We start from the raw sequence: 20,998 nt of genomic DNA on the forward strand, positions 1-20,998 counted from the left end.
CGGACGGCGACGAGTGGTGAACGCCTGATGAACAGTTGAGTCGTGTCCCGGTCATCCGGTGCTCATTCGGTCTTTCCCTGCTGGTCGCCCGCGTAGCATCGTTGCCGTGGACCCCACGCTGGCTGCGGTGCTGGGCGGCGTCATCGGCGCGGCCCTGGCTCTGCTTTCGCTCGGCGCGATGATGCTGTCGGAACGCGCGCAGCGCAAGATCCCGGAGTCCCCGGAGCCGGCGGTGCCCTCGGGTGTCGCCACGGTGCTGTCGGTGCTGCGGTCCTCGGCGGTCGTGATGGGGCCCGAGGACCAGGTGCTCCAGGCCAGCGCCCCGGCCCACGTGCTCGGCATCGTCCGTGGCGAGCGGCTCGTGGTCGACGACATCCTGACGATGGTCCGCCAGGTCCGCCGCGACGGCGAGATCCGCCAGCAGGACCTGGAGATCGTCCGGGGCCGACTCGGCGCCACGCAGTACGTCAGCGCCCGGGTGGCGCCGCTGGGTAGCCAGCTGGTGCTGGTGCTGGTCGAGGACCGCACCCGGGAGCGCCGCCTGGATGCGATCCGGCGGGACTTCACCGTCAACGTCAGCCATGAGCTGAAGACCCCGGTCGGCGCGCTGATCCTGCTGGCCGACGCGGTCTCGGAGGCCTCGGACGACCCGGAGGCGGTGCAGCGGTTCTCGGACCGGATGCGGGTCGAGGCGTCCCGGCTGAGCCGGCTGGTCAAGGAGATCATCGAGCTGTCCCGGCTGCAGGGCGACGACCCGCTGGAGAATCCCGGTCCGGTCGACGTCAACGCGGTCATCGAGGCGGCGGTGGACCGCTGCCGGATCGACGCCGAGGACCGCGACATCAAGATCGTGGTGAAGACCGAGCCGGAGCTCGAGGTGCTGGGCAGCGAGGACCAGCTGGCGATGGCGATCGGCAACCTGGTCGAGAACGCCGTCAACTACAGCCCGGACGGCACCCGGGTCGCGGTCACCGCGCACCCGATCGGCGACCTGGTCGAGGTGACCGTGTCCGACCAAGGCGTGGGCATCCCGAGCGGCGACCTGGAGCGGATCTTCGAGCGGTTCTACCGCGTCGACCGAGCCCGCAGCCGGGAGACCGGCGGCACCGGGCTGGGCCTCTCGATCGTCAAGCACATCGCGTCGATCCACGGCGGTGACGTGCGGGTCTGGAGTGTCGAGGGCCAGGGCTCCACTTTCACCGTGAGACTTCCGTTGCGGCTCGACCCCGCTTCGGGACAAGCCGACTCCGCCAGCCAGGAGGAGGCGGCAACACACCTGACGCCTACCCCGTCAGGTCAGATCGCAAAGGAGACAGCTTCGTGACCCGAGTGCTGGTCGTCGAAGACGAAGAGAGCTACAGCGACGCGCTGTCGTACGTGCTGCGCAAGGAAGGGTTCGAGGTCGCCGTCGCGGAGACCGGACCGGACGCGCTGGACGAGTACGACCGCGCCGGTGCGGACATCGTCCTGCTCGACCTGATGCTGCCGGGTCTGTCCGGCACGGAGGTCTGCCGGGCGCTCCGCAGCCGGGGCAACGTCCCGGTGATCATCGTCAGCGCCAAGGACACCGAGGTCGACAAGGTCGTCGGGCTCGAGCTGGGCGCGGACGACTACGTGACCAAGCCGTACAGCCCGCGCGAGCTGCTGGCCCGCGTCCGCGCCGTACTGCGGCGTGGGCAGGACGTCGAACTGCTGCCGGACACGCTCGAGGCGGGCCCGGTCCGGATGGATGTCGAGCGGCACGTGGTGACGGTGTCCGGGACCGAGATCCGGCTCCCGCTGAAGGAGTTCGAGCTGCTCGAGATGCTGCTGCGGAACACCGGGCGCGTGCTCACCCGGGGGCAGCTGATCGACCGGATCTGGGGCGCCGACTACGTGGGCGACACCAAGACCCTCGACGTGCACGTCAAGCGGCTGCGTTCGAAGCTCGAGAAGGACCCGTCGAACCCGCAGCACCTGGTCACGGTGCGTGGTCTGGGCTACAAGTTCGAGTCCTGAGTCACACGCCCGCGGGTCGCGACGGCCCGTTGGGTTAGCTTAGGCTCTCCTTAGTTGAGGCAAGCTAAGGAGAGTCATCCATGTCCTGGTCCCGTAGCAAGGTCGTCAGTGCGGTCAGTGCCGTACTGCTCGCCACGACCACGCTGGCCGCCTGCGGCAACGACGGCGACAAGCAGGCCGAGTCGTCGGCCGGCGCGGCACAGTCGGGGTTCCCGGTCACGCTGAAGAACACGTTCGGCGAGACGACCATCACCACGAAGCCGGAGCGGATCGTCACGCTCGGCTGGAACGCCCAGGACGTGGTCTACGCGCTCGGCGAGACCCCGGTCGGGATGCCGAAGGTCACCTACGGCCCGACCCCCGAGGGTGTCACCGCCTGGGACGCCGGCAAGTTCGACAAGTCGAAGACGACGCTGCTGGACACCGGCGACAAGTACCCGTTCGAGCAGATCGCGGCGCTGAAGCCGGACGTCATCCTGGCCCCGTACGAGGGCTTCGACGAGGCGACGTACAAGACCCTGAGCGGGATCGCGCCGACCGTCGCGTACCCGGGGGCGCCGTGGCAGACCACCTGGCAGGACCAGACGCTGCTCGTCGGTGAGGCGCTCGGCCGGAAGGCCGACGCGGAGAAGCTGATCACCGGGATCCAGGACAAGATCAAGCAGGTCGCGGCCGAGCACCCCGAGTTCAAGGACAAGACCATCACGGTCGGCTCGTTCGGCCCCGAGAACTACATCTACATGCCGGGCGACCCGCGCGTGCAGATCCTGAACGAGATGGGCTTCAAGAACGCGCCGGGCGTCGAGGCGCTGGAGAAGACCAACACGAAGAAGGAGTTCTCGCTGACGGTCAGCAAGGAGAAGGTCGCCGACGTCGACGCGGACGTGCTGATCGCGTACGTCGACGGGATCGGGACCCAGAAGTTCCTCGCCGACCCGGTCTACTCGTCGCTCGACGCGGTCAAGACCGGTGGCGCGTACCCGCTGCAGGACCAGCAGGTGATCTCCGGGATGAGCGCGGTCAGCGTGCTGAGCGTCCCGTGGGTCCTCGACAAGGTCCTGCCGGGCCTCTCAAAGGCAGCCTCCGCCGGCAAGAACTGAGACCCGAGCCGACGGGACCGTTTCGGTGGTTAACCACTGAAACGGCCCCTTCGCATGCTGCATGCGGTGCAGGAAGGGTCCATTTCGGCGGTTAACCACCGAAATGGACCGGCGCCGGGGCAGGGGCGGCTGGCCTGGGTGGGCGGGGGCCTGGGTGGGCGGGGGCCTGGGTGGGGAGTTACTCGGCCGGGGACGCGGACGGCGAGTAGTGGTCGTCGGTGAGGACCGGGATGTAGGTGGAGATCGGCGCCGCGGTGCCGAAGGTGATGGTCACGTTGACCATCTGGCCGGGCTTCGCGCCGGTCACGACGACCGTCGGCCCGCCGTCCTCGGCACCCGGGGTCGGGGCCGACGGGGTCTCGGTCGGGGTGTCCGTCGGAGTGGCGGACGGGGTCGCGCTCGGGGTCTCGGCGCCGGTGCCCGGCAGCAGCAGCGCGGAGTGCGGCGCGAGGTCGACCGGCTCCTTGATGCCCTCGAACGTGACCTCGGTCGGCTGGTCGCCGCCGGCCTGGCCGTCGGAGGTCCCGGGCGGGGCCTGCTTGATGCTGACCAGGGTGTCCGCGGTGTCGCCGTCGTTGACGATCACGCTGTGCAACTCGCCCTTGCCCTCGGCATCGGCCAGCACCAGCATGTTGCGGATCTTCAGCTGGCCGGAGTCGACGTTGGTGCCCTCGGCGGCCTGGTACGGCTGCAGGGTCGGCGCGGAGAAGCTCGCGCTGCACGCCGCCAGCGCGATACTGAGAGTGGCGGCGGCACCCGCCAGCGCGGTACGCCGGGCGAACCGCGAGGACAACGTGATCGGCACTGGAATCCCTCTCGTGCAAGCTGTTTCGGGTCTGTCGCGGCACGGTGTGCGGCGACTGCGGACCGTCTGTGGATGCCGTCAGGCAGCGGCCTCCGGCGCACCACAGCGTAGCCCTCGGGGTCGGCGAGCCGGACGCCGGGATGCCTCCGGAGGGGGTCCGCGGCGGTGTCCCGAGCAGCTCTGCGCGCGCGCACGAGGCATGCGACCGATCGTTTGTCAAGGCGAGATGTGGGCCCTGACCAGCGCAAACGCCCCAACCGGACCACCGACCGCGTGGTAGGATAGATCTCGGAAAGGGGCACTTCACACATGACTTTCACAGTCGGCGAGACGGTTGTTTACCCCAATCACGGAGCGGCCGTCATCGAGGACATCGAGACCCGTCAGATCAAAGGTGAGGACAAGACCTATCTGGTCTTGAGGATCGTCGCTCAGAACGACCTGGTCGTCCGGGTCCCCGCGTGCAACCTCGATCTCGTCGGCGTGCGTGACGTCGTGGATCAGGCCGGGCTGGAGCGCGTCTTCGACGTGCTGCGCGCACCGCACACGGAGGAGCCGACCAACTGGTCGCGACGTTACAAGGCGAACCTGGAGAAGCTGCACTCCGGTGACGTGCTGAAGGTGGCAGAGGTCGTCCGCGACCTGTGGCGCCGTGAGCGTGACCGCGGCCTGTCCGCCGGTGAGAAGCGGATGCTGGCGAAGGCTCGCCAGATCCTGGTCTCCGAGCTGGCCCTGGCCGAGCACACCAACGAGGACAAGGCCGAGGCCATCCTCGACGAGGTCCTCGCCTCCTAACAGCCGAACGCAGTCCGAAGCAGCTTTGTATGAGTAGCGCGGTCGTGATTCCCGCGGCCGGGCTGGGGCTGCGACTCGGTGGTGAGACCCCGAAAGCGTTTCGAGAGGTCGGTGGCGACTCGCTGCTGGTCCACGCGGTGCGTGGGCTGAAGGCAGCGGCCGCCGCCGACCTCGTCTGTTTCGTGGTCGCGGTGCCGGCCGGCTCCGAGGAGACGGTCGCCAAGGAGCTCACGCCGTACGTCGGGGACGCCCAGCTGCTCGTGGTGGCCGGCGGCGGTGAACGGGCCGACTCTGTGCGGGCGGCGCTGGACGTGGTGCCGGTCGACGGGATCGACTGCATCCTGGTCCACGACGCGGCGCGGGCGTTCGTACCGGTCGAGGCGATCGAGCGGGTGGTCGCGGCGGTGCGAGGCGGCGCCGAGGCCGTCGTACCGGTGGTGCCGGTGACCGACACGATCAAGCGGGTCGGTCCGGCGGGTGAGGTGGTCGACACGCCCGACAGGTCGAGCCTGGTCGCGGTGCAGACGCCGCAGGGCTTCGCACCCGACGTACTGCGACGTGCGCATGCCGCCGGCGCGGACGCGGGCGGGACCGACGACGCGATGATGTGCGAGAGGCTCGGGGTGACGGTGCGGACGGTCGAGGGCTCGCCGGATGCGTTCAAGGTGACCCGGCCGCAGGACCTGCTGCTGGCCGAGGCGCTGCTGGCGGAGAGGCGGCTCGGGTGAAACTCCCGCGGGTCGGCAACGGGATCGACGTCCACCCGTTGGAGGAAGGCCGCCCGATGTGGCTGGCCGGCCTGCACTGGCCGGAGGAGACGTCCGGCCCGTCGGGTCATTCCGACGGCGACGTCGCGGCGCACGCGATCTGCGACGCGCTGCTCAGCGCGGCACGGCTGGGCGATCTCGGCTCCAACTTCGGGACCGCCGAGCCCGAGTGGGCCGGAGCGTCCGGCGCGGCGCTGCTGGCGGAGGCGGCCCGGCGGGTCCGCGCGGCCGGCTTCGAGATCGGCAACGTCACGGTCCAGGTGATCGCCAACCGCCCCCGCTTCGCCGCCCGCCGCGAGGAGGCCGAGAAGGCCCTGAGCGCCGCCTGCGACGCCGAGGTGTCGGTCAGCGCGACAACCACCGACGGCCTGGGCCTCACCGGCCGAGGCGAAGGCATCGCCGCCCTCGCCACCGCCCTCATCTACTGACCCTCGCCTCCACCTCACCGCGGGCGCGTCTTTGGGCGCGCATCAACCATTTCTCGGTCCGGTTCATGGTTGGTGCGGACCCAAGGACGGCAGGTCGACGGGGTCGGGGGAGAAGCGGGCGGCGCGGGGGTCGAGTTCGTTGCCGATCGGCTGGGTGAGTGGCGTGTAGAGCTCGGGGCGGCGGCCGCGGAGCCAGCGGCGGCCGGTTGCCAGCGGCACCAGATCGAGGTCGAGGTCGGCGGTGACGACGGCCTCGTCGGGGACCGGGGTCTCCGCGACGATCCGGCCGTACGGGTCGAGGATCATGCTGTTGCCGGTGCGGACCTCGTCGTCGTCCCGGCCGACCCCGTTGCTGAACAGCACGAACAAGCCGTTGTCGTGGGCCCGCGCCGGCAGCCACCGCATCAGCCACCCGCGCCCGCTCGGCCCGTTGAACGCCGCCTCCACCGCGGTAGGATCCGCCGCGCGGTTTTCCCAGACCGGCAACGGGATCGGCTTCATGCCGTACGGACTGCGGGAGTTGGTCCCGCCGGTCTGATGCGGCGCGAGCAGCACGGTTGCGCCGAGCAACGCGGTGATCCGGACATTCTCGACCAGGTTGTTGTCCCAGCAGATCAGCACGCCGGCCCGGAACCCCCACGGCGTGTCGAACACCGTGTACGTCGACCCGCTCGCAATCTCCTCGTGCTCGAACGCGTGCAGCTTGCGATGCACCTCGACCCGCCCGTCCGGCAGGCACACGGCGTACGCGTTGAACAACGTGCCGTCGGCATCTTCCAGGAACCCGACGCCGATCCCGGCCCCGAGTTCCTTGGCCAGAGCAAGCACCCGGCCGACCAGCGGCCCGTCGACGGGCTCGGCGAGCTCCCGTAGCCGTGACGGCGAATGGCGCCGGAGATGCCAGTAGCCGAGCAGACACATCTCCGGGAACACGACCAGCCGGGCGCCGTCGCCGACCGCCTCGCGGGCCAGCCGCTCGACGGTGGCGAGATTGGCGGCGGGGTCGTCAGGCGTCGGCTCGAACTGGACAACGGCTGCGCGGAAGGACGTCATGTCCCTATCGAAACGCGCAGGCATCTATGACGTCCAATAGTCGTTCGGACCGATTCCATATCCTGAGGTTATGGATCTTCGTCTGCTCCGGGCGTTCGTCACGGTGGCCAGGCTGCGGAACTTCGGCGCCGCGGCCGTGGAACTGTCGACCAGCCAGCCGGCGCTGACCAAGCAGATCCAGGTGCTGGAGCGCCGGGTCGGCGCGGTGCTGTTCGACCGCGGCCGTCACGGCGCCCGGCTGACCCCGGCGGGTGAACTGCTGCTTGCTGACGCTCTGGAGTTGCTGGACCGCTCGGAAGCCTTCGAACGACGGGCCGCGCAGGTGGCCTCCGGGGCCGAGGGATCGTTGGCGATCGGGTTCGGGCTGTCCGGGATCGAGCTCGCCCCGCGGGCGGTGGCACTGTTCCGGAGCCGGTGGCCGGGAGTGACGATCTCGCTCGAGGACATGTCGTCGGCGAGGCAGTGCGAGCGGCTGCTCGCGGGCAGCCTGCACATCGGGTTCGTCCGGCTGCCGGTGCCCGCGGGGCTCGAGCACCTTCGGTTACGACGGGACCGGCTCGCCCTCGCCGTACCCGCCGATCAGGAGTTGCCGCGCGATCTCGTCGGCTGGATCGACGCGCGGCCGCTCGTCCGCCTGACACCGGGCCGCGGGCCGGGGCTGACGGCGCAGATCAACACGCTGTACGCCGAGCTTGGTTGCCACCCGCAAATACTTCAGGAGGCCGGTGACCTGCAGACCGTCCTCGCTCTGACCGCGGCCGGCGTCGGGCCTGCCGTCGTACCGCAGACCGCGGAGCGGATCGCCCCGCCCGAGATCCGCCTGGTCCCACTTCCCGGCCGTGCCGCGACCTGGTGGACAGGCGCCGCCTGGGCAACCAGGACCCCGCTGACGGAACGCTTCGTGAAAGCCGCCGCCGAGGTCGCACGGACCTAGCCCAGACGAGACCTAGCGCCGACGCGGCAACGGCGGCAGCTCGTACGAGTCCAGCCAGGCGGCGAAGAGGTGTCGCAGCGCCTCCTCGTCCGGGCTGAACGTCGTGGCGAGCGCGATGAACTCCGCCGTGGTGACCGACCCGTGCCGGTGCGTCTTGGTCCAGGTGCGGAGCAGCTCGAAGAACGGGTCGTCACCGAGGTGGTTGCGCAGCACGTGCAGCGTGATCGCGCCGCGCTTGTACAGGCGGTCGTCGAACATCAGGTCCGGCCCCGGATCCGACAGCATCAGGTCCTGCGGCAGACCCTTCAAACGCGAGTACGCCTTGGCCACCTGCTGATCCGCGGTCAGCCCGCGCGACTCCTCCGACCACAGCCACTCGGCGTAGCAGGCGAAGCCCTCGTTCAGCCAGATGTGCTGCCAGTTCGCCGGCGTCAGGCTGTTGCCGAACCACTGGTGTGCCAACTCGTGCGCGACCAGCCGCTCCGAGCCGTTCCGCCCGTCGACGTGGTTGCTGCCGAACACCGAGATGCTCTGCGCCTCGAGCGGGATCTCCAGCGGGTCGTCGGTCACCACGACCGTGTACCCGCCGAACGGGTACGGCCCGAACTGCCGGCAGAACAGCTTCATCATGTCCTGCTGCCGCCCGAAGTCGTGCCGGAACTCGCGGATCCGGCCGGCCGGCAGCACGCCGCGGATCGTCACCGGCGACGCCGCCAGGTCCACCTCGTCGTACCGGCCGATCTGCACGGTCGCGAGGTACGTCGCCATCGGCGCGGCCTGGTCGAACACCCACGTCGTACGGCTCGCCTTCACCCGGCGGGACACCAGCCGCCCGTTCGCGACCACCTGGTACGGCGAGTCGGTGGTGATCGAGATGCGGTAGTGCGCCTTGTCGCCGGGGTGGTCGTTGCACGGGAACCAGGTGGCCGCGCCGCTCGGCTGGCTGGCGACGATCACGCCCTCGGTGAGCTCCTCCCAGCCGAGCTCGCCCCACGGGCTGTCCTCGGGCCTCGGGTTGCCGCCGTACTGGATGTCGACCGAGAACTCGGCGCCGTCCGGGATCGGCGTCGCCGGGGTGATGTGCAGCTTGCCGCCGCGATGGGCGTACCGCTGCGGCCGGCGGCCGTTCACCGACACCTTCGAGACGCGGAGACCGGACAGGTCGAGGCTGAAGCGGGACAGCGACTGGGTGGCGTAGGCGGTGATCGTCGCCTTGCCGGTCAGGCGGTTGCTGTTGACTCGGTAGTCGAGCTCGAGCTCGTACGACTCCACCTTGTAGTCGGTACTTCCATGGCTCGGCACATAGCGGTCAACCATCAGCCCTGCCAGGGAGCGCTGTGCTGCCATGGCGCAATGGGGTTCCCGGCCCAGCGCGTACCCGCCGGCACACCTTCACCACGCATCACGAGCGACACCGGGCCGATGGTAGCGCCTGCTCCTACCGCGGCGGCCGGGAGGACGATGCCGTGCGGGCCGAGGGTCGCCCCGGGGCCGAAGGTGACTGTGTTCATGGAGAGAACTCGATCATGAAAAAGGTGCGTCTGCAGCACGCAACCGCGATTCACCGTGGCGCCGTCGCCCAGGGTGACCAGATCCGCCTCCGGCAACCAGTACGTCTCGCACCAGACGCCCTTGCCGATTTTTGCTCCGAGTGACCGCAGCCAGAGGTTGAGCACCGGGGTACCGGCGGCGGCGTTCGCGAACCAGGGCGCGGAGACGAGCTCGACGAAGCTGTCGACCACCTCGTTGCGCCAGACGAACGAGCTCCACAGCGGATACTCGACGGCTCTCGTCCGGCCCACGATCAGCCACTTGGCGACCGTCGCCATCCCGCCCGCGACGGCGCCGGCGGTGAGGATCACCGCGCCGGACAGCAGCATCGTCCACCACGGCCCGAGCCAGAGGTCCAGCGCCTGCAGCGCGAACAGCACGCCGAGCGCGATCAGCACCGTGCACATCATCGGGACGAACCGGCACAGCTCGACCAGGGCGCGCGCGACCTTGAGCTTGTACGGCGGGTTGAAGGTCCGGCTCTGGTCACCCGCGACGGCCTGGCGGCGCAGCTTCACGGGCGGCGAGCCGAGCCACGACGTACCGGCCTTGGACTTCTTCGGCGCCGCGGACAGCACCGCGACCAGGCCGTTCTTCGGCACGCTGCGGCCGGGCGCGGTCATCCCGGAGTTCCCCAGGAAGGCGCGCTTGCCGACCTTCGCACCGGCCACGTGCAGCCAGCCGCCGCCGAGCTCGTACGACGCGATCATCGTGTCGTCGGCGAGGAACGCGCCCTCGCCGACGGTGGTCATCTTCGGCAGCAGCAGGACCGTCGACGCCTCGACGTCGCGGCCGATCTTCGCGCCCAGCGTCCGCAGCCACCACGGCGTCAGCAGGCTCGCGTACAGCGGGAAGAGCAGCGTCCGCGCCGAGTCGAGCAGGCGCTCGGTCGCCCAGACCTGCCACCCGATCCGGCTGCGGACCGGGTAGTGACCGGGCTTGATCCCGATACCGAGCAGCCGGACGCCGGCCAGCGTGAGGACCGCGATGGTGGCGAAACCGACCAGCGTCATCAGCGGCACCGCGCCGAGGGCGTGCAGCGCCGCATCCTGCAGGTCCTGCGTGCCGCGCACCGCGTTTCCCAGGACCGCGAACGCCGCGGCCGCACCCGCGACCGGGATCAACGACATCGCGGCCGACTGGGCGCCGTACGCCGCCACCCACCATGGAGCGCGGGCGGGACGGTGATCGGGCCACGGGTGCCGTGCGCGGCCGATCCGCGCCGCGGGGGAGCCGGACCAGCGTTCGTTCTCGGGGACCTTTCCGGACACGGCCGAGCCGGCCATGATCTCGGCGTTGCGGCCGATCTCCGCGCCCGGGAGCAGCGTGCTGCGGGAGCCGACGACCGCCTCCGCGCCGACGGTGACCGGGCCGATGTGCAGCTGGTCGCCGTCGATCCAGTAGCCGGCCAGGTCGACCTCGGGCTCGATCGAGGCGCCGCGCCCCATGGTGAGCATGCCGGTCACCGGCGGCAGCGTGTGCAGGTCGACGCCGCGGCCGATCTTCGCGCCGAGCGCGCGGGCGTAGTACGCGATCCAGGGAGCGCCCGCGAGATTGGCGGCGCCGGCCGCGTCGGCGAGGTTCTCCGCGGCCCAGAGCCGGACGTGGACGGTGCCGCCGCGCGGGTACGTCCCGGGTTTCACTCCTCGCAGCAGGATCCGGGCGCCGACGACCGCGATACCCATCCGGCCCGCGGGGCTGATCAGGATCAGCCAGCCGGCCAGGATCCACCACCAGGACACGGTCCGCGCCCACGGGAGCGGGTCGATCAGTGCGGCGAGGAGGTTGTTCAGCGTGAACAGGTAGACCAGCCAGCGGAGGCCGACGACGGTCTGCAGGATCAGTGTCAGCCCGGTCTGCAGGACCTGCGTGCCCTTCGGGGTCGGCCGGATCTCGCGGATTTCGACCGGCTCGAGCGCGACCGGCTGGACGTCGTCGAGCCGTTCGGCCAGGGCGCCGAGGCGCGGGTACTCGTAGATATCGCCGACGGTGACTTCCGGGTACCGCTCACGCAGGGCGGACACGAGCTGCGCCGCGGCGAGGCTGCCGCCGCCGTGCAGGAAGAAGTCGTTGTCGGCGCCGGTGACCTTGGCGCCGAGGACCTTCGTCCAGCGCTCGGCCAGCCAGCCCGCCGTACCGTCGAGGTCCGCGGCCGGGCCTTCGCTGTCCATCCCGGCCAGCGGCCAGGGCAGCGCGTTGCGGTCGACCTTGCCGGAGGTCCTGGTCGGCAGCGTGTCGACGACGGCCAGCAACGGTACGAGCGCGGCAGGCAGCGCCTCGCGCAGCCGCTCGGTGGCCTTGGCGGTCTCGAACGCGTCCGGCTCGTCCGGTACGACGTACCCGACGAGGAGCTGATTGCCGGCGGCGCTGTTGCGTACGGCGGCTGCCGCGCCGGAGACACCCGGGAGCGACTGCAGGGCCGCGTCGACCTCGCCGAGCTCGATCCGCCGGCCGCCGAGCTTGACCTGCTCGTCGGCCCGGCCCTGGAACAGCAGGCCCAGTGGGTCGGACCGCACCAGGTCGCCGCTGCGATACGCCCGCTCCCAGCCGAGCGTCGGCATCGGGGCGAACTTCTCGGCGTCCTTGACCGGGTCCAGGTACCGGGCCAGGCCGACGCCGCCGATGATCAGCTCGCCGATCTCACCGTCCGCGACTTCGTTGCCTGCAGCATCTACTACGGCCAGATCCCAGCCGTCCAGCGGCAGGCCGATCCGGACGGGTCCTTCGCCGGTGAGCTGGGCCGCGCACGCGACGACGGTGGCCTCGGTCGGGCCGTAGGTGTTCCAGACCTCGCGGCCGTCGACGGCCAGCCGCTCGGCCAGCTCCGGCGGGCACGCCTCGCCGCCGAAGATCAGCAGCCGGACCTGGTCGAGGGCGTCCGGCGGCCAGAGCGCGGCGAGGGTCGGCACAGTCGAGACGATGGTGATGCCTTGGGCAACCAACCAGGGGCCGAGGTCCATACCGGTACGGACCAGTGAGCGGGGTGCGGGCACCAGGCAGGCGCCGTGCCGCCAGGCCAGCCACATCTCCTCGCAGGACGCGTCGAACGCGACGGACAGGCCGGCCAGGACCCGGTCGTCGGGCCCGATCGGCTCGCTCTGCAGGAACAGCCGAGCCTCGGCGTCGACGAACGCGGCCGCCGAGCGGTGCGTGACCGCCACACCTTTCGGTACGCCGGTCGAGCCGGAGGTGAAGATGATCCAGGCGTCGTCGGCCGGCTCGGGACCGGCTGTACCGCGCGGAGCGTCGGTCGTGCTCGTGGCGTCCATGCGGGCGGAGTACGGGTAGTCGAAGGCGCCGTTGGCCGCGTCGTTGTCGGCGAGCGGCGGCTGGTACGGGCGCGTGAGGGTGAGCTCGAGCTCGTCACCGACAGTGGCCGCGACGGCTGCCTCCCCGAAGACCAGCTCGGCGCGCTCGTCCGGGTCGTCCGCGTCGACCGGGACGTACGCGGCGCCGGCCTGCAGGGTGCCGAGAATCGCGACGTACAGGTCGTTGTGCCCGGACGAGATCCGGATGCCGACCCGGTCTCCCGGTCCGATCCCCGCCGCGGTCAGCCGGGCGGCGAACTTGGTGGTCTGGGCCAGCAGTTCGCGATAGCTGAGGCTGACGCTGCCGTCGTCCAGCGCCGGCTCGTCGGGGTATTGGCCGGCCGTCTCCTCGAGCACCTCGACCAACGTCCGCGCCGCCGCTGCCAGCCTCCCGCGTCGCAACGTCACGGCCGAATATTACGCCGCTCGGTTACCACCCCGATAACCCGAAGCGAACAGTGGGTGCGTCCATCAACCGCTTGTTCACGACGCGGTGGAGCGGATCGGTTACTTCACCAGGTCGGCCGGTACCGCGAACGTGTCACACGCCTTGTTCTCGCCGATGTTGAAACCGTTCTGGATCCAGAAGCCCTGGCTGGTCGCCAAACCGTGCGTCCGCTCGTCCTCGGGTGTGCTCGGGGACTCGCCGAAGCTGTTGCTGGACTGTTCCTTGAACTCGTCCAGCCGGTCCGTCAGCGGGTACGACTTCGCGACCGCCTTGCTGAACACGCCGCCGAAGCACGACGCCTGCAACTCGTTGCGCCGCGAGCTCTCCAGCTTCTCGTCCGGGTGGTCCTGCAGATAGGCCATACGGGCGTAGAACAGCCCGGTGACGCCTTGGACGTGGTGACCGTACTCGTGCGCGATCGTCATCAGATAGGCCAGGTCCTGCTGCGGCCCGAACGCCTTGTTCATCTGCTTCACGTCGACGTACATCACCTGGTTGCCGTAGCAGTAGAACGCCAGCACCCGTCCGGACAGCGGCTGGAAGTTACCGCACGCGGTCGTCACCGGCTGGTCGAAGACGACCAGGCCCGGGTCCGGCTTGTCCTGGCCGAGTTCGTGGAAGGCCGGGCGCCACGCGTCGTTCAGGCACTTGAAGAGGCGCTGGTAGTAGACCTTCTGCGCCGCCAGGCCGGCGCTGCCGAGGTTGGCCGCGGGGCAGTTCTGCTCCAGCAGCGGACCGGTGCGGTAGACGTCGGCGTTCAGCAAGAAGTCCTCGGCGGTGCCCTTCTCCGGGGTCGTCGTGGGCGTCGGCACGATCGACGGACCGCCGCTCACCGTGGGCTCCGCCGTCGTGTCGGTGCCGCTGGAGCCCAGCAGTGCGGCCAGCACCGCCACGGACACGCCGATGAAGGTGAGGAGCACGAAGCTGAGCAGAACCAGGCGCAGCGGTCCGCCCCGCTTCCGCGGCGGCTGGAACCCGTTGAACTGACCCGGGCCCCCGTGGTACGGCTGCCACTGGGCCGGGTACTGCTGGCCCGGGTACGGCATACCTTGCGGAGAGCCCTGCATCGGCCCAGGTGCGTACTGGCCCTGCTGCGGCGGCCACGGTGCGGACTGCGGTGGGGGCAGGACACCGGGCGGCGGGCCGACCGGCCTGCCTTGCGGTGCGCCCTGCGGCGGTCCGCCGTAGCCGTACGGGCTGCTCACGCTCTGGCCTCCATATGGTCGGTCGGTCGAGTTCGCTGCGCGAACCGGCACGAGACTACTCTCGACCCATGTCACCGAAGCGCCGCCTCCTCACGGCTGCCCTGCTGATGCCTCTGACCGCCCCACTGGTCGTTGCTCTCGGCATGCTGCCTGCCCAGGCCGGGATCCTGGCCGACGACCAGATCACGGCGTACTCCGCGGAGGCGACGCTGACCAAGGACGGTGAGCTGCAGGTCAAGGAGACCGTCGACCTGACCGCCGGCGGTACGACGTTCAGCCGCACGCTGGCCGACCGGGTCCGGTCCGACGCCGAGCGCGACCGGACGTACGAGCTGAAGGACGTCTCCGCGACCGTGAACGGGCAGCCCGCCCAGGGCTTCCAGAACGAGAGCACCGACGACGGCCGCAAGCTGACGCTGAACGTGTCCGGCGAGTCGAAGATCGTCTACAGCTACACCGTCGGCAACGTGGTCGCCGACTCGATCGACGGCCGCCAGGTGAGCTGGCCGATCGTGCAGGGCTTCGGTACCTCGATCCCGAACGCCGAGCTGAGCGTCGGCGTCCCGTTCGCGACCTGGGTGACCTGTTTCGCCGGCCGCGCCGGGTCGAGCATGCCGTGTACGTCGTCGCAGCTGGGCGAGTCGGCCGCGCTGGAGATCGAGCAGAACGGCGTACCAGCCGGTGGCCGGGTGACGTTCCTGACCGGGCTGAGCGACCAGGCGAGCGTGCAGCCCAACGCGCAGTACTCCACCCGCTGGTCGCTCGGGCGGGCGTTCACCGTGGACACGACCACCGGCGGCCTGGCGGTGCTCGTGTTCGGGCTCGGGCTCCTCGGTGCGGTCGGCCTGTGGTTCTTCCGCGGCCGGGACGCAGCGAAGGTCGGTGACGGCGCGCCGGAGCGTCCGGTGCTCGACGGCGCCGACGGCCCCCAGTTCGCCGCGCCGGACGGCATCCGGCCGGGCCAGGTCGGCACCGTGGTGGACGAGACCGCCGACGTCGTCGACATCACCGCGACCCTGCTGGACCTTGCTGTGCGCAACTACTTGACCATCGTCGAGCAGCCGCGCGAGTCGCACTTCGGCAAGCTGGACTGGGAGCTGCAGCGGCTGCACCCGGGCGGCCCCGAGCTGCTGGCGTACGAGAAGGCCCTGCTGGACGCGGTGTTCGCCGACGGCGACACGGTGCTCGTCTCCGCACTCGGCCCGTCGCTGCGGCCGCGCCTCAACCTGGTCCGCGAGCAGCTGTACGCCGATGTCGTCACGCAGGGCTGGTTCAACAACCGTCCGGACGCGGTCCGGAACCGGTGGACCACCGCCGGCGTGGTGCTGCTCGGTGCGGGCGTCGTGCTGACGATCGTGCTCGCGATCGTCAGCAAGTTCGCGTTGGTCGGCCTTGCGGTCATGGCGGCCGGTCTGGTGCTCGCGCTCGTCGGACAGGCCGCGCCGGCCCGCACCGCGCGTGGTGCCGCCGTACTGGGCCGGGTGGCCGGTCTGCAGCACTACCTGGCCAACGAGTCGTCGGCCGACCTCCCGGACAGCCACCGGCTCGAGTTCGCGTCCCGCTGCCTGCCGTACGCCGCGGTGCTCGGGCTGACCGAGAAGTGGGCGCTGGAGATTGCCGCGACCGATGACGACGACGACCCCGACGCGGGCATCGGCTGGTACTCCGGTCCGGAGAACTGGCACCTGTCCGACATCGGGGAGTCGCTCAGCAACTTCGTGACGTCGTTCGGCGGTTCGCTGACCACCGCCCGCCGGCTGTTCGGCTGACGGGCGGCGGTCGCCGTACCGCGGTCTAGTTCACCCGGACGTCGGCCGCGGTGAAGGTGTTGCAGGAGTCCGGCTTCTTGCTGTTGTAGCCGGCGATCGACCACTGGTAGTTGCTGACCCGGTTGCCGTGGTCGTGCACCCGCGGCCGGGCGTAGTCGTCACCCGAGTGCGAGATCAGGAACTTCCAGTTGTTCAGCAGCACGCCGTTCATCGGGACGTACGCCGCGTTCGCGCCGAGGTAGACCGCGCCGAGACAGGTCGCCTGCAGCTCGCGCCGGCGGCTCTCGGTCAGCTTCTGGTTCGGCGTCATGCTCTGCTGCCGCGACATCGACGCGGCGAGGATCCCGCTCAGCTTCTGGACGTGATGGCCGTACTCGTGGACGAAGTTGTTCAGCATGATCGCCCGGGTGTAGACCGGGTTGCTCTTGTAGTACGCGTTGTCGCGGCTGAACGGCAGGTAGATCGTCTCGTTCGCGGTGCAGTACGCCGCCCGCGCGCTGCGCTGGATGCCGCACGGCGAGGGGACCTTGCCGACGTACACGACGGCCTTGGGGTTGCGGAACGGGAGGTTCGCCTTCTTCATCGCGAGCCACCAGGTGCGGTTCAGGCAGGGCAGCAGGCGGTTGTAGTACTGCTGTGCCGCCGCGACGGTGACCGGGGCGAACGGCGGCTCCGCGCACTTCGACGCGGCGACCGGGCCGATCGAGTACAGCCGGCTGCCCTTGACGACCTCGTCGACCGTCGGGCCGCGCGGCGTCGACGGGGACGGGCTCTCCGAGGGCGTCTGGGACGGGGTCTCCGACGACGGAGCCGTGGTCGGGGTCTGCTTCGCCTCGGGTTCGCCGCCGCTGAGCCCGCGGACGACGAGCGTGACGCCGCCGCCGACGACCAGGACCGCGAGCACGACCAGGCCGATCAGCAGCACGCGGGACATCTTCTTCTTACGCCGCCGCCGGCCGCCCGGTGGCTGCGGGATCGGGATGGGCGGGTACTGCCAGGTCGGGGACTGCTGGACCGGCTGGCCCATCGGGCCGATCTGGTTGCCTCCCTGAGGGGCGGCGTGGCGGGGGCCGGACTGCTGCTGCGGTGGGAGGGCGTTGCTCCACGGGGAGGCCGGCTGCTGGCTCTGTCCACCTTGCGGTCCCCAGAGGTAAGAGCCTTCCGAGTGCGGCCCGCTCTGCTCCGGCCGAGCCTGCTGCTGCGAAGGCGAAGCCTGCCAAGCACTTGACTCCGACTGCCCCGTAGCCGACCACCCCGGCCCACCCGGCCCGCCAGATTGTGGCGAGTTGGTCTGCGAGTCGCCTTGGGTGCTGCCAGTCTGCAGCGTCCAGGACTGGGTTCCCCAGGAAGCTCCCGCGGCCTGCGAGGCCTGGTTCGGTTCGGGCTGGCCGGGCCGGCCCTGGTTCGGCTGGGGGAGACCGGACTGCGAGGGACCGGACTGGGGAGCCGACTGTTGCGGGCTCGACTGCCACGGGCTGGTTGCGGGCGGCCCCGATGGGTTAGACCCGGACTGCCAAGAACCAGACTGCCCAGGACCAGGCTGCGATACCCCCTGCCGCCCAGACCCCGACCCACCAGAGCCACCCTGCGCCGAACCGGCCTGCCCAGACTGCCCGGGACCGCTCTGAGGCGGACCACCCCACGACGGGCCCGACTGACCCGCGCCGGACTGCGACTGGCTGCCCCACGAAGGGCCGGGCTGACCCGGACCCGATTGACCTGAGCCGGACTGGCCCGGACCGCCCTGCCTCGGACCGCCGTGCGCCGGGCCGGGTTGGGATGGGCCGGGTTGGGATGGGCCGGGTTGGGATGGGCCGGCCCACGGGGAACCGGACTGCGGAGGGGCGGACCTGCCTGGGGCGGGCTGGTCCGGGTGTTCTCGGCGGGTGGGGTCCCAGCCGCCGTCGAACCAGTTGTTGGCGGGTTGTTCGGACTGGCCCGGGTTGCCGAACTCCCGCTTGGCGTCGGTGTCGCCGGTCCACCAGGTGGCCGGCTGACCTTCCCCACGGCCCTGCTCACCGGGAACGTCCCCACGAGGTCCGCCCTCGTTGTCCCGGGAGCCGAACCACCCACGACCTTGGTCCTGACCGGGAACGGGCTCCTGCGGGCGGTCCGGCTGATCGTCAGCCGGGTCGCTCCCCGGGGGCTGGTTCCTGTTGTCCGACATCGATGCTCCTCACGACCTTGCTTCCTACAGCTGGTTGGTGGGGCGCCGAAGCCGCCTCCCCCCGGACATACTTTGCGCGATCCGGATCCACCAGGCTAGCTATCTCGGCCGGTCGCCCCGAACTGGACCGCTCTCGCCCCTCACTGCACCTTGGCGGCAGGTGCGACGAAGGTGTTGCAGGCGCTCGGGTTGCGGGCGTTCCATCCGCGGGTCGCCCAGTACTGGTGGTTGTTGGCGTCGCCGTGGTCGTTCGCGTCGTCGGTCACGTGCCCGATCAGCCAGCGCCACTGGAACAGCGACTGCCCGGTGATCGGGTAGCTGCGCCGGTTCGCGCCGATGAAGATGTCGGAGAAGCAGGACGCCTGGAGTTCGAGCCGCCGGCTGTCCTGCAGTTCCATCGCGTACGTCGGCCGCTCGTACCGGATCCGCGCGTACGCCTGCAGGATCCCCATGTTGTTCTGGATGTGGTGCCCGTACTCGTGGGCGAACTGGTGCAGCATCCACATCCGCGCCCACACCTTCTGGTAGCTCTGCGGGTAGCGGTTGTAGTTGCCGATGTCCTCGGTGAGGTTCATGTAGATGGTGTCGGTGGTGCCGCAGAAGAACGGCGGCCCGGAGTCGCTGTGGGTTCCGCACGGCGTCGTGATCGTACCGCTGAAGATCTGCACGGCCGGCGCCCGGAACCGCCCGCCGGCCTTGGTCACCAGCGGCGCCCATGCCTTGTTCAGACAGCCCACCAGGTTCTTGTAGTTGGCCCGCGCACCGGCGACCGTGCTCTGCCGTGCCCTGGACTCCTTGCAGCCGACCGAGGTCATCGCGCCGGCCTTGTACAGCCTGTTCCGCAGCACCAGGTCGCTGTCTGTCGGACCCGGGTTCGTCGTCGGCTTGCTGGTCGCGGTCGTGGTCGACCGCGACGTGGTCGGCCGCGGCGCCTGTGTGGTCGGCCGGGTGGTGGTCGGCTCGGCGCTGGTCGGGCTGGCGGACGGCTTCTGCGTCGGCTCGTTCGTCGGGCTGTACGACGTCGTGGTGGTCGGTTCGGCGTACGACGGGTCGCCGTTGTGCTTGAGCACCGACGACACGATTCTGAGCCCGATCACACCGACTACGAGCACACCGAGCAGCACGAACACGGCGATCAGCCCGCCGCGCCCCTTCTTCGGCGGCTTCGCTCCGCCAGGCGGCGCGCCCCAGCCGAACTGCGGCTGCCCGGGCCCCGGGAGCGGCTGTCCCTGGAACGACTGCCCCTGGAACGACTGTCCGTGGAACGGCTGCCCGGGAAACGGCGCCCCCTGGTAGGGCGGCCCTTGCGGCGGCCCCTGGTACGGCGGGCCCTGGGGTGGTCCTTGTGGTGGGCCAGGCGGGCGACCAGGAGGCGGTGTGCCGCCGTACCCCGGCCCTTGCTGCCAGGGCGGAGGCGGCTGCTGCGGCGGGTACTGCTGCCCGGGCGGTGGTCCCCATTGGTTGCCTGACACACCCGGGACGCTACCGGAGCCAGGGCTCAACTTACTCGGGCAGGCGACGCGGACCAGGTGTTGCAGCCGGCCGGGTTACGGCTCTGGAAGGCCGCTCGGCTCCAGGCTCCGTGGTTGGTCGTGCTGCCGTGGTCCCGCGGGTACGGCGGCCGGTCGCCGCTGTTGTTCACGTCGTACAGCCACATCTGGTACGCGTACCCGGTGATCCCGTAGCTGCCGCGGTTGGCGCCGAGGAACACGTTGCCGAGACAGGAGGCCTGCAGTTCGAGCCGTCGGCTCAGTTGCAACGCTCCGGCGGCGGACGCGTCGTACCGGAGCTTCTCGTAGGCCACGCCGAGCCCGGTCATCCACTGCACCGCGTGCGCGTACTCGTGCGCCATGGTGAAGGTGCCGACCATCCGGCCGAACGTCGGGTTCTGCTTGTAGAAGGTGACGATCGACGGCGACTCCATATAAATGGTGTGCGTCGTCGGGCAGTAGAACGAGCGGCCGACGCCACTGCCGCACGGTGTAGTAACAGAGCCGCCCCAGACGATCAGTCCGGGTGACCGGTAGCGGCCGCCGGACGCGGCGACCTGCTTGGGCCAGGCGCGGTCGAGGCAGGTCTTGATCGCTTTGAAGTAGGCCAACGACTGTGAGCCGTTGCCGAGCCCGGTCCGGGCCTGCTTGCAGTTCACCGTTCGCATCGCACCGGTCTTGTACAGCCGGTGCGTCGCGTTGAACGTCGCCGTGCTGACGGTCTGCACCGGCTTCGGCGGGGTGACCTTCGTCGTCGTGGTGGTCGTTGCCCGTGGCGGCGGTGCAACGGTCTTCGACGGCACGGTGGTGGCCGGGACAGATGGTGTTGTCGGCTCAGGCGTTACGGACTCCCTGGCAACCGGCGCGGTCGCGGCCGGTCCGTCGCCGCCCTGTGTGAGTTTCACAACCAGGAACACGCCGCCGGCCGCGACCACCGCGAGGAGTGCGACGACGAGCAGCGCCGTACCCCCGGACTTCTTCCGGGGCGGCTGCGGTGGCAACGGTCCCCATCCGTACTGCGGGCCGGGCGGCGGCGGAGGCGCGTAGTACTGCGGGGGCACGGAGTACTGCGGCGGAGGACCACCCTGGTAGCCCTGCTGCGGCGGCGGGCCGAATTGGCCGGGTCCCGGTCCCCATTGGTTGCCTGACACTCCCCAGACGCTATCGTGCCCGGTGTCAA

General features: G+C 70.3%; 16 protein-coding genes. 8 read left to right on the top strand and 8 right to left on the bottom strand.

From position 1 onward, the window contains the following. Nucleotides 1–106 precede the first annotated feature (106 nt). From AB0L64_RS11535 to AB0L64_RS11545, 3 genes are all read left to right on the top strand, one after another. Nucleotides 107–1,324: an ATP-binding protein gene (locus tag AB0L64_RS11535; RefSeq protein WP_359934224.1), complete on the top strand. Its 1,218-nt coding sequence runs from the start codon at nucleotides 107–109 to the stop codon at nucleotides 1,322–1,324. Then, the gene (locus AB0L64_RS11540) at nucleotides 1,321–1,998 is read left to right on the top strand and encodes a response regulator transcription factor (protein ID WP_133787236.1); all 678 of its coding nucleotides are present in this window, start codon (nucleotides 1,321–1,323) and stop codon (nucleotides 1,996–1,998) included. The genes AB0L64_RS11535 and AB0L64_RS11540 overlap by 4 nt, the downstream gene beginning before the upstream one ends. A gap of 80 nt (nucleotides 1,999–2,078) precedes the next feature. Continuing rightward, the gene (locus AB0L64_RS11545; RefSeq protein ID WP_363710082.1) at nucleotides 2,079–3,098 is read left to right on the top strand and encodes an iron-siderophore ABC transporter substrate-binding protein; all 1,020 of its coding nucleotides are present in this window, start codon (nucleotides 2,079–2,081) and stop codon (nucleotides 3,096–3,098) included. A 178-nt stretch (nucleotides 3,099–3,276) separates the two neighbouring features. Here AB0L64_RS11545 and AB0L64_RS11550 read toward each other — a convergent pair whose 3' ends face one another. Next, nucleotides 3,277–3,903, bottom strand: a complete 627-nt coding sequence (locus AB0L64_RS11550) for a hypothetical protein (RefSeq protein ID WP_359934219.1) — start codon at nucleotides 3,901–3,903, stop codon at nucleotides 3,277–3,279. Nucleotides 3,904–4,212: 309 nt separating this feature from the next. On the opposite strand from AB0L64_RS11550, the gene AB0L64_RS11555 reads away from it, so the two are divergent. The 3 genes from AB0L64_RS11555 to ispF are packed head-to-tail and all read left to right on the top strand — an operon-like array spanning nucleotide 4,213 to nucleotide 5,893. Then, on the top strand, nucleotides 4,213–4,698 hold the full coding sequence (locus tag AB0L64_RS11555; protein ID WP_130446326.1) for a CarD family transcriptional regulator: 486 nt from the start codon (nucleotides 4,213–4,215) through the stop codon (nucleotides 4,696–4,698). Between the two features lie 29 nt (nucleotides 4,699–4,727). After that, a complete protein-coding gene (gene ispD / locus AB0L64_RS11560; protein ID WP_363710083.1) occupies nucleotides 4,728–5,426 on the top strand; it encodes a 2-C-methyl-D-erythritol 4-phosphate cytidylyltransferase in 699 nt (232 codons plus the stop codon). Beyond that, nucleotides 5,423–5,893, top strand: a complete 471-nt coding sequence (gene ispF, locus AB0L64_RS11565; protein WP_363710084.1) for a 2-C-methyl-D-erythritol 2,4-cyclodiphosphate synthase — start codon at nucleotides 5,423–5,425, stop codon at nucleotides 5,891–5,893. The genes ispD and ispF overlap by 4 nt, the downstream gene beginning before the upstream one ends. Nucleotides 5,894–5,956: 63 nt before the next feature. On the opposite strand, the gene AB0L64_RS11570 is transcribed toward ispF, so the two are convergent. After that, nucleotides 5,957–6,946: a nitrilase family protein gene (locus tag AB0L64_RS11570; RefSeq protein WP_363710085.1), complete on the bottom strand. Its 990-nt coding sequence runs from the start codon at nucleotides 6,944–6,946 to the stop codon at nucleotides 5,957–5,959. Between the two features lie 70 nt (nucleotides 6,947–7,016). On the opposite strand from AB0L64_RS11570, the gene AB0L64_RS11575 reads away from it, so the two are divergent. Beyond that, on the top strand, nucleotides 7,017–7,880 hold the full coding sequence (locus AB0L64_RS11575) for a LysR family transcriptional regulator (protein WP_363710086.1): 864 nt from the start codon (nucleotides 7,017–7,019) through the stop codon (nucleotides 7,878–7,880). Between the two features lie 12 nt (nucleotides 7,881–7,892). Here AB0L64_RS11575 and AB0L64_RS11580 read toward each other — a convergent pair whose 3' ends face one another. The 3 genes from AB0L64_RS11580 to AB0L64_RS11590 all read right to left on the bottom strand — a co-directional run bounded on the left by AB0L64_RS11580 (nucleotide 7,893) and on the right by AB0L64_RS11590 (nucleotide 14,392). Continuing rightward, nucleotides 7,893–9,197 (bottom strand): M1 family metallopeptidase, encoded by a 1,305-nt coding sequence (locus AB0L64_RS11580; RefSeq protein WP_363710087.1) that lies wholly within the window; start codon nucleotides 9,195–9,197, stop codon nucleotides 7,893–7,895. Then, complete coding sequence (locus AB0L64_RS11585) at nucleotides 9,197–13,147, bottom strand: Pls/PosA family non-ribosomal peptide synthetase (protein ID WP_363710088.1); 3,951 nt, start codon at nucleotides 13,145–13,147, stop codon at nucleotides 9,197–9,199. Before AB0L64_RS11585 ends, AB0L64_RS11580 begins: the two co-directional genes overlap by 1 nt. Nucleotides 13,148–13,246: 99 nt before the next feature. Further along, nucleotides 13,247–14,392 carry a neutral zinc metallopeptidase gene (locus AB0L64_RS11590; protein WP_363710089.1) on the bottom strand — a complete coding sequence of 382 codons (1,146 nt, stop codon included), beginning with the start codon at nucleotides 14,390–14,392 and terminating at the stop codon, nucleotides 13,247–13,249. A gap of 68 nt (nucleotides 14,393–14,460) precedes the next feature. On the opposite strand from AB0L64_RS11590, the gene AB0L64_RS11595 reads away from it, so the two are divergent. Further along, a complete protein-coding gene (locus AB0L64_RS11595; protein ID WP_363710090.1) occupies nucleotides 14,461–16,161 on the top strand; it encodes a DUF2207 domain-containing protein in 1,701 nt (566 codons plus the stop codon). Between the two features lie 25 nt (nucleotides 16,162–16,186). Here the strand turns inward: AB0L64_RS11595 and AB0L64_RS11600 are convergent, their stop codons facing one another. The 3 genes from AB0L64_RS11600 to AB0L64_RS11610 form a co-directional block, all read right to left on the bottom strand. Beyond that, a complete protein-coding gene (locus AB0L64_RS11600) occupies nucleotides 16,187–17,188 on the bottom strand; it encodes a neutral zinc metallopeptidase (RefSeq protein ID WP_363710091.1) in 1,002 nt (333 codons plus the stop codon). A gap of 1,280 nt (nucleotides 17,189–18,468) precedes the next feature. Then, a complete protein-coding gene (locus AB0L64_RS11605; RefSeq protein WP_363710092.1) occupies nucleotides 18,469–19,800 on the bottom strand; it encodes a neutral zinc metallopeptidase in 1,332 nt (443 codons plus the stop codon). Between the two features lie 26 nt (nucleotides 19,801–19,826). Further along, nucleotides 19,827–20,969: a neutral zinc metallopeptidase gene (locus AB0L64_RS11610; protein WP_363710093.1), complete on the bottom strand. Its 1,143-nt coding sequence runs from the start codon at nucleotides 20,967–20,969 to the stop codon at nucleotides 19,827–19,829. Nucleotides 20,970–20,998: the final 29 nt, after the last annotated feature.

It is taken from the genome of Kribbella sp. NPDC051936 (genome assembly GCF_040680955.1).
GTDB lineage: Bacteria > Actinomycetota > Actinomycetes > Propionibacteriales > Kribbellaceae > Kribbella.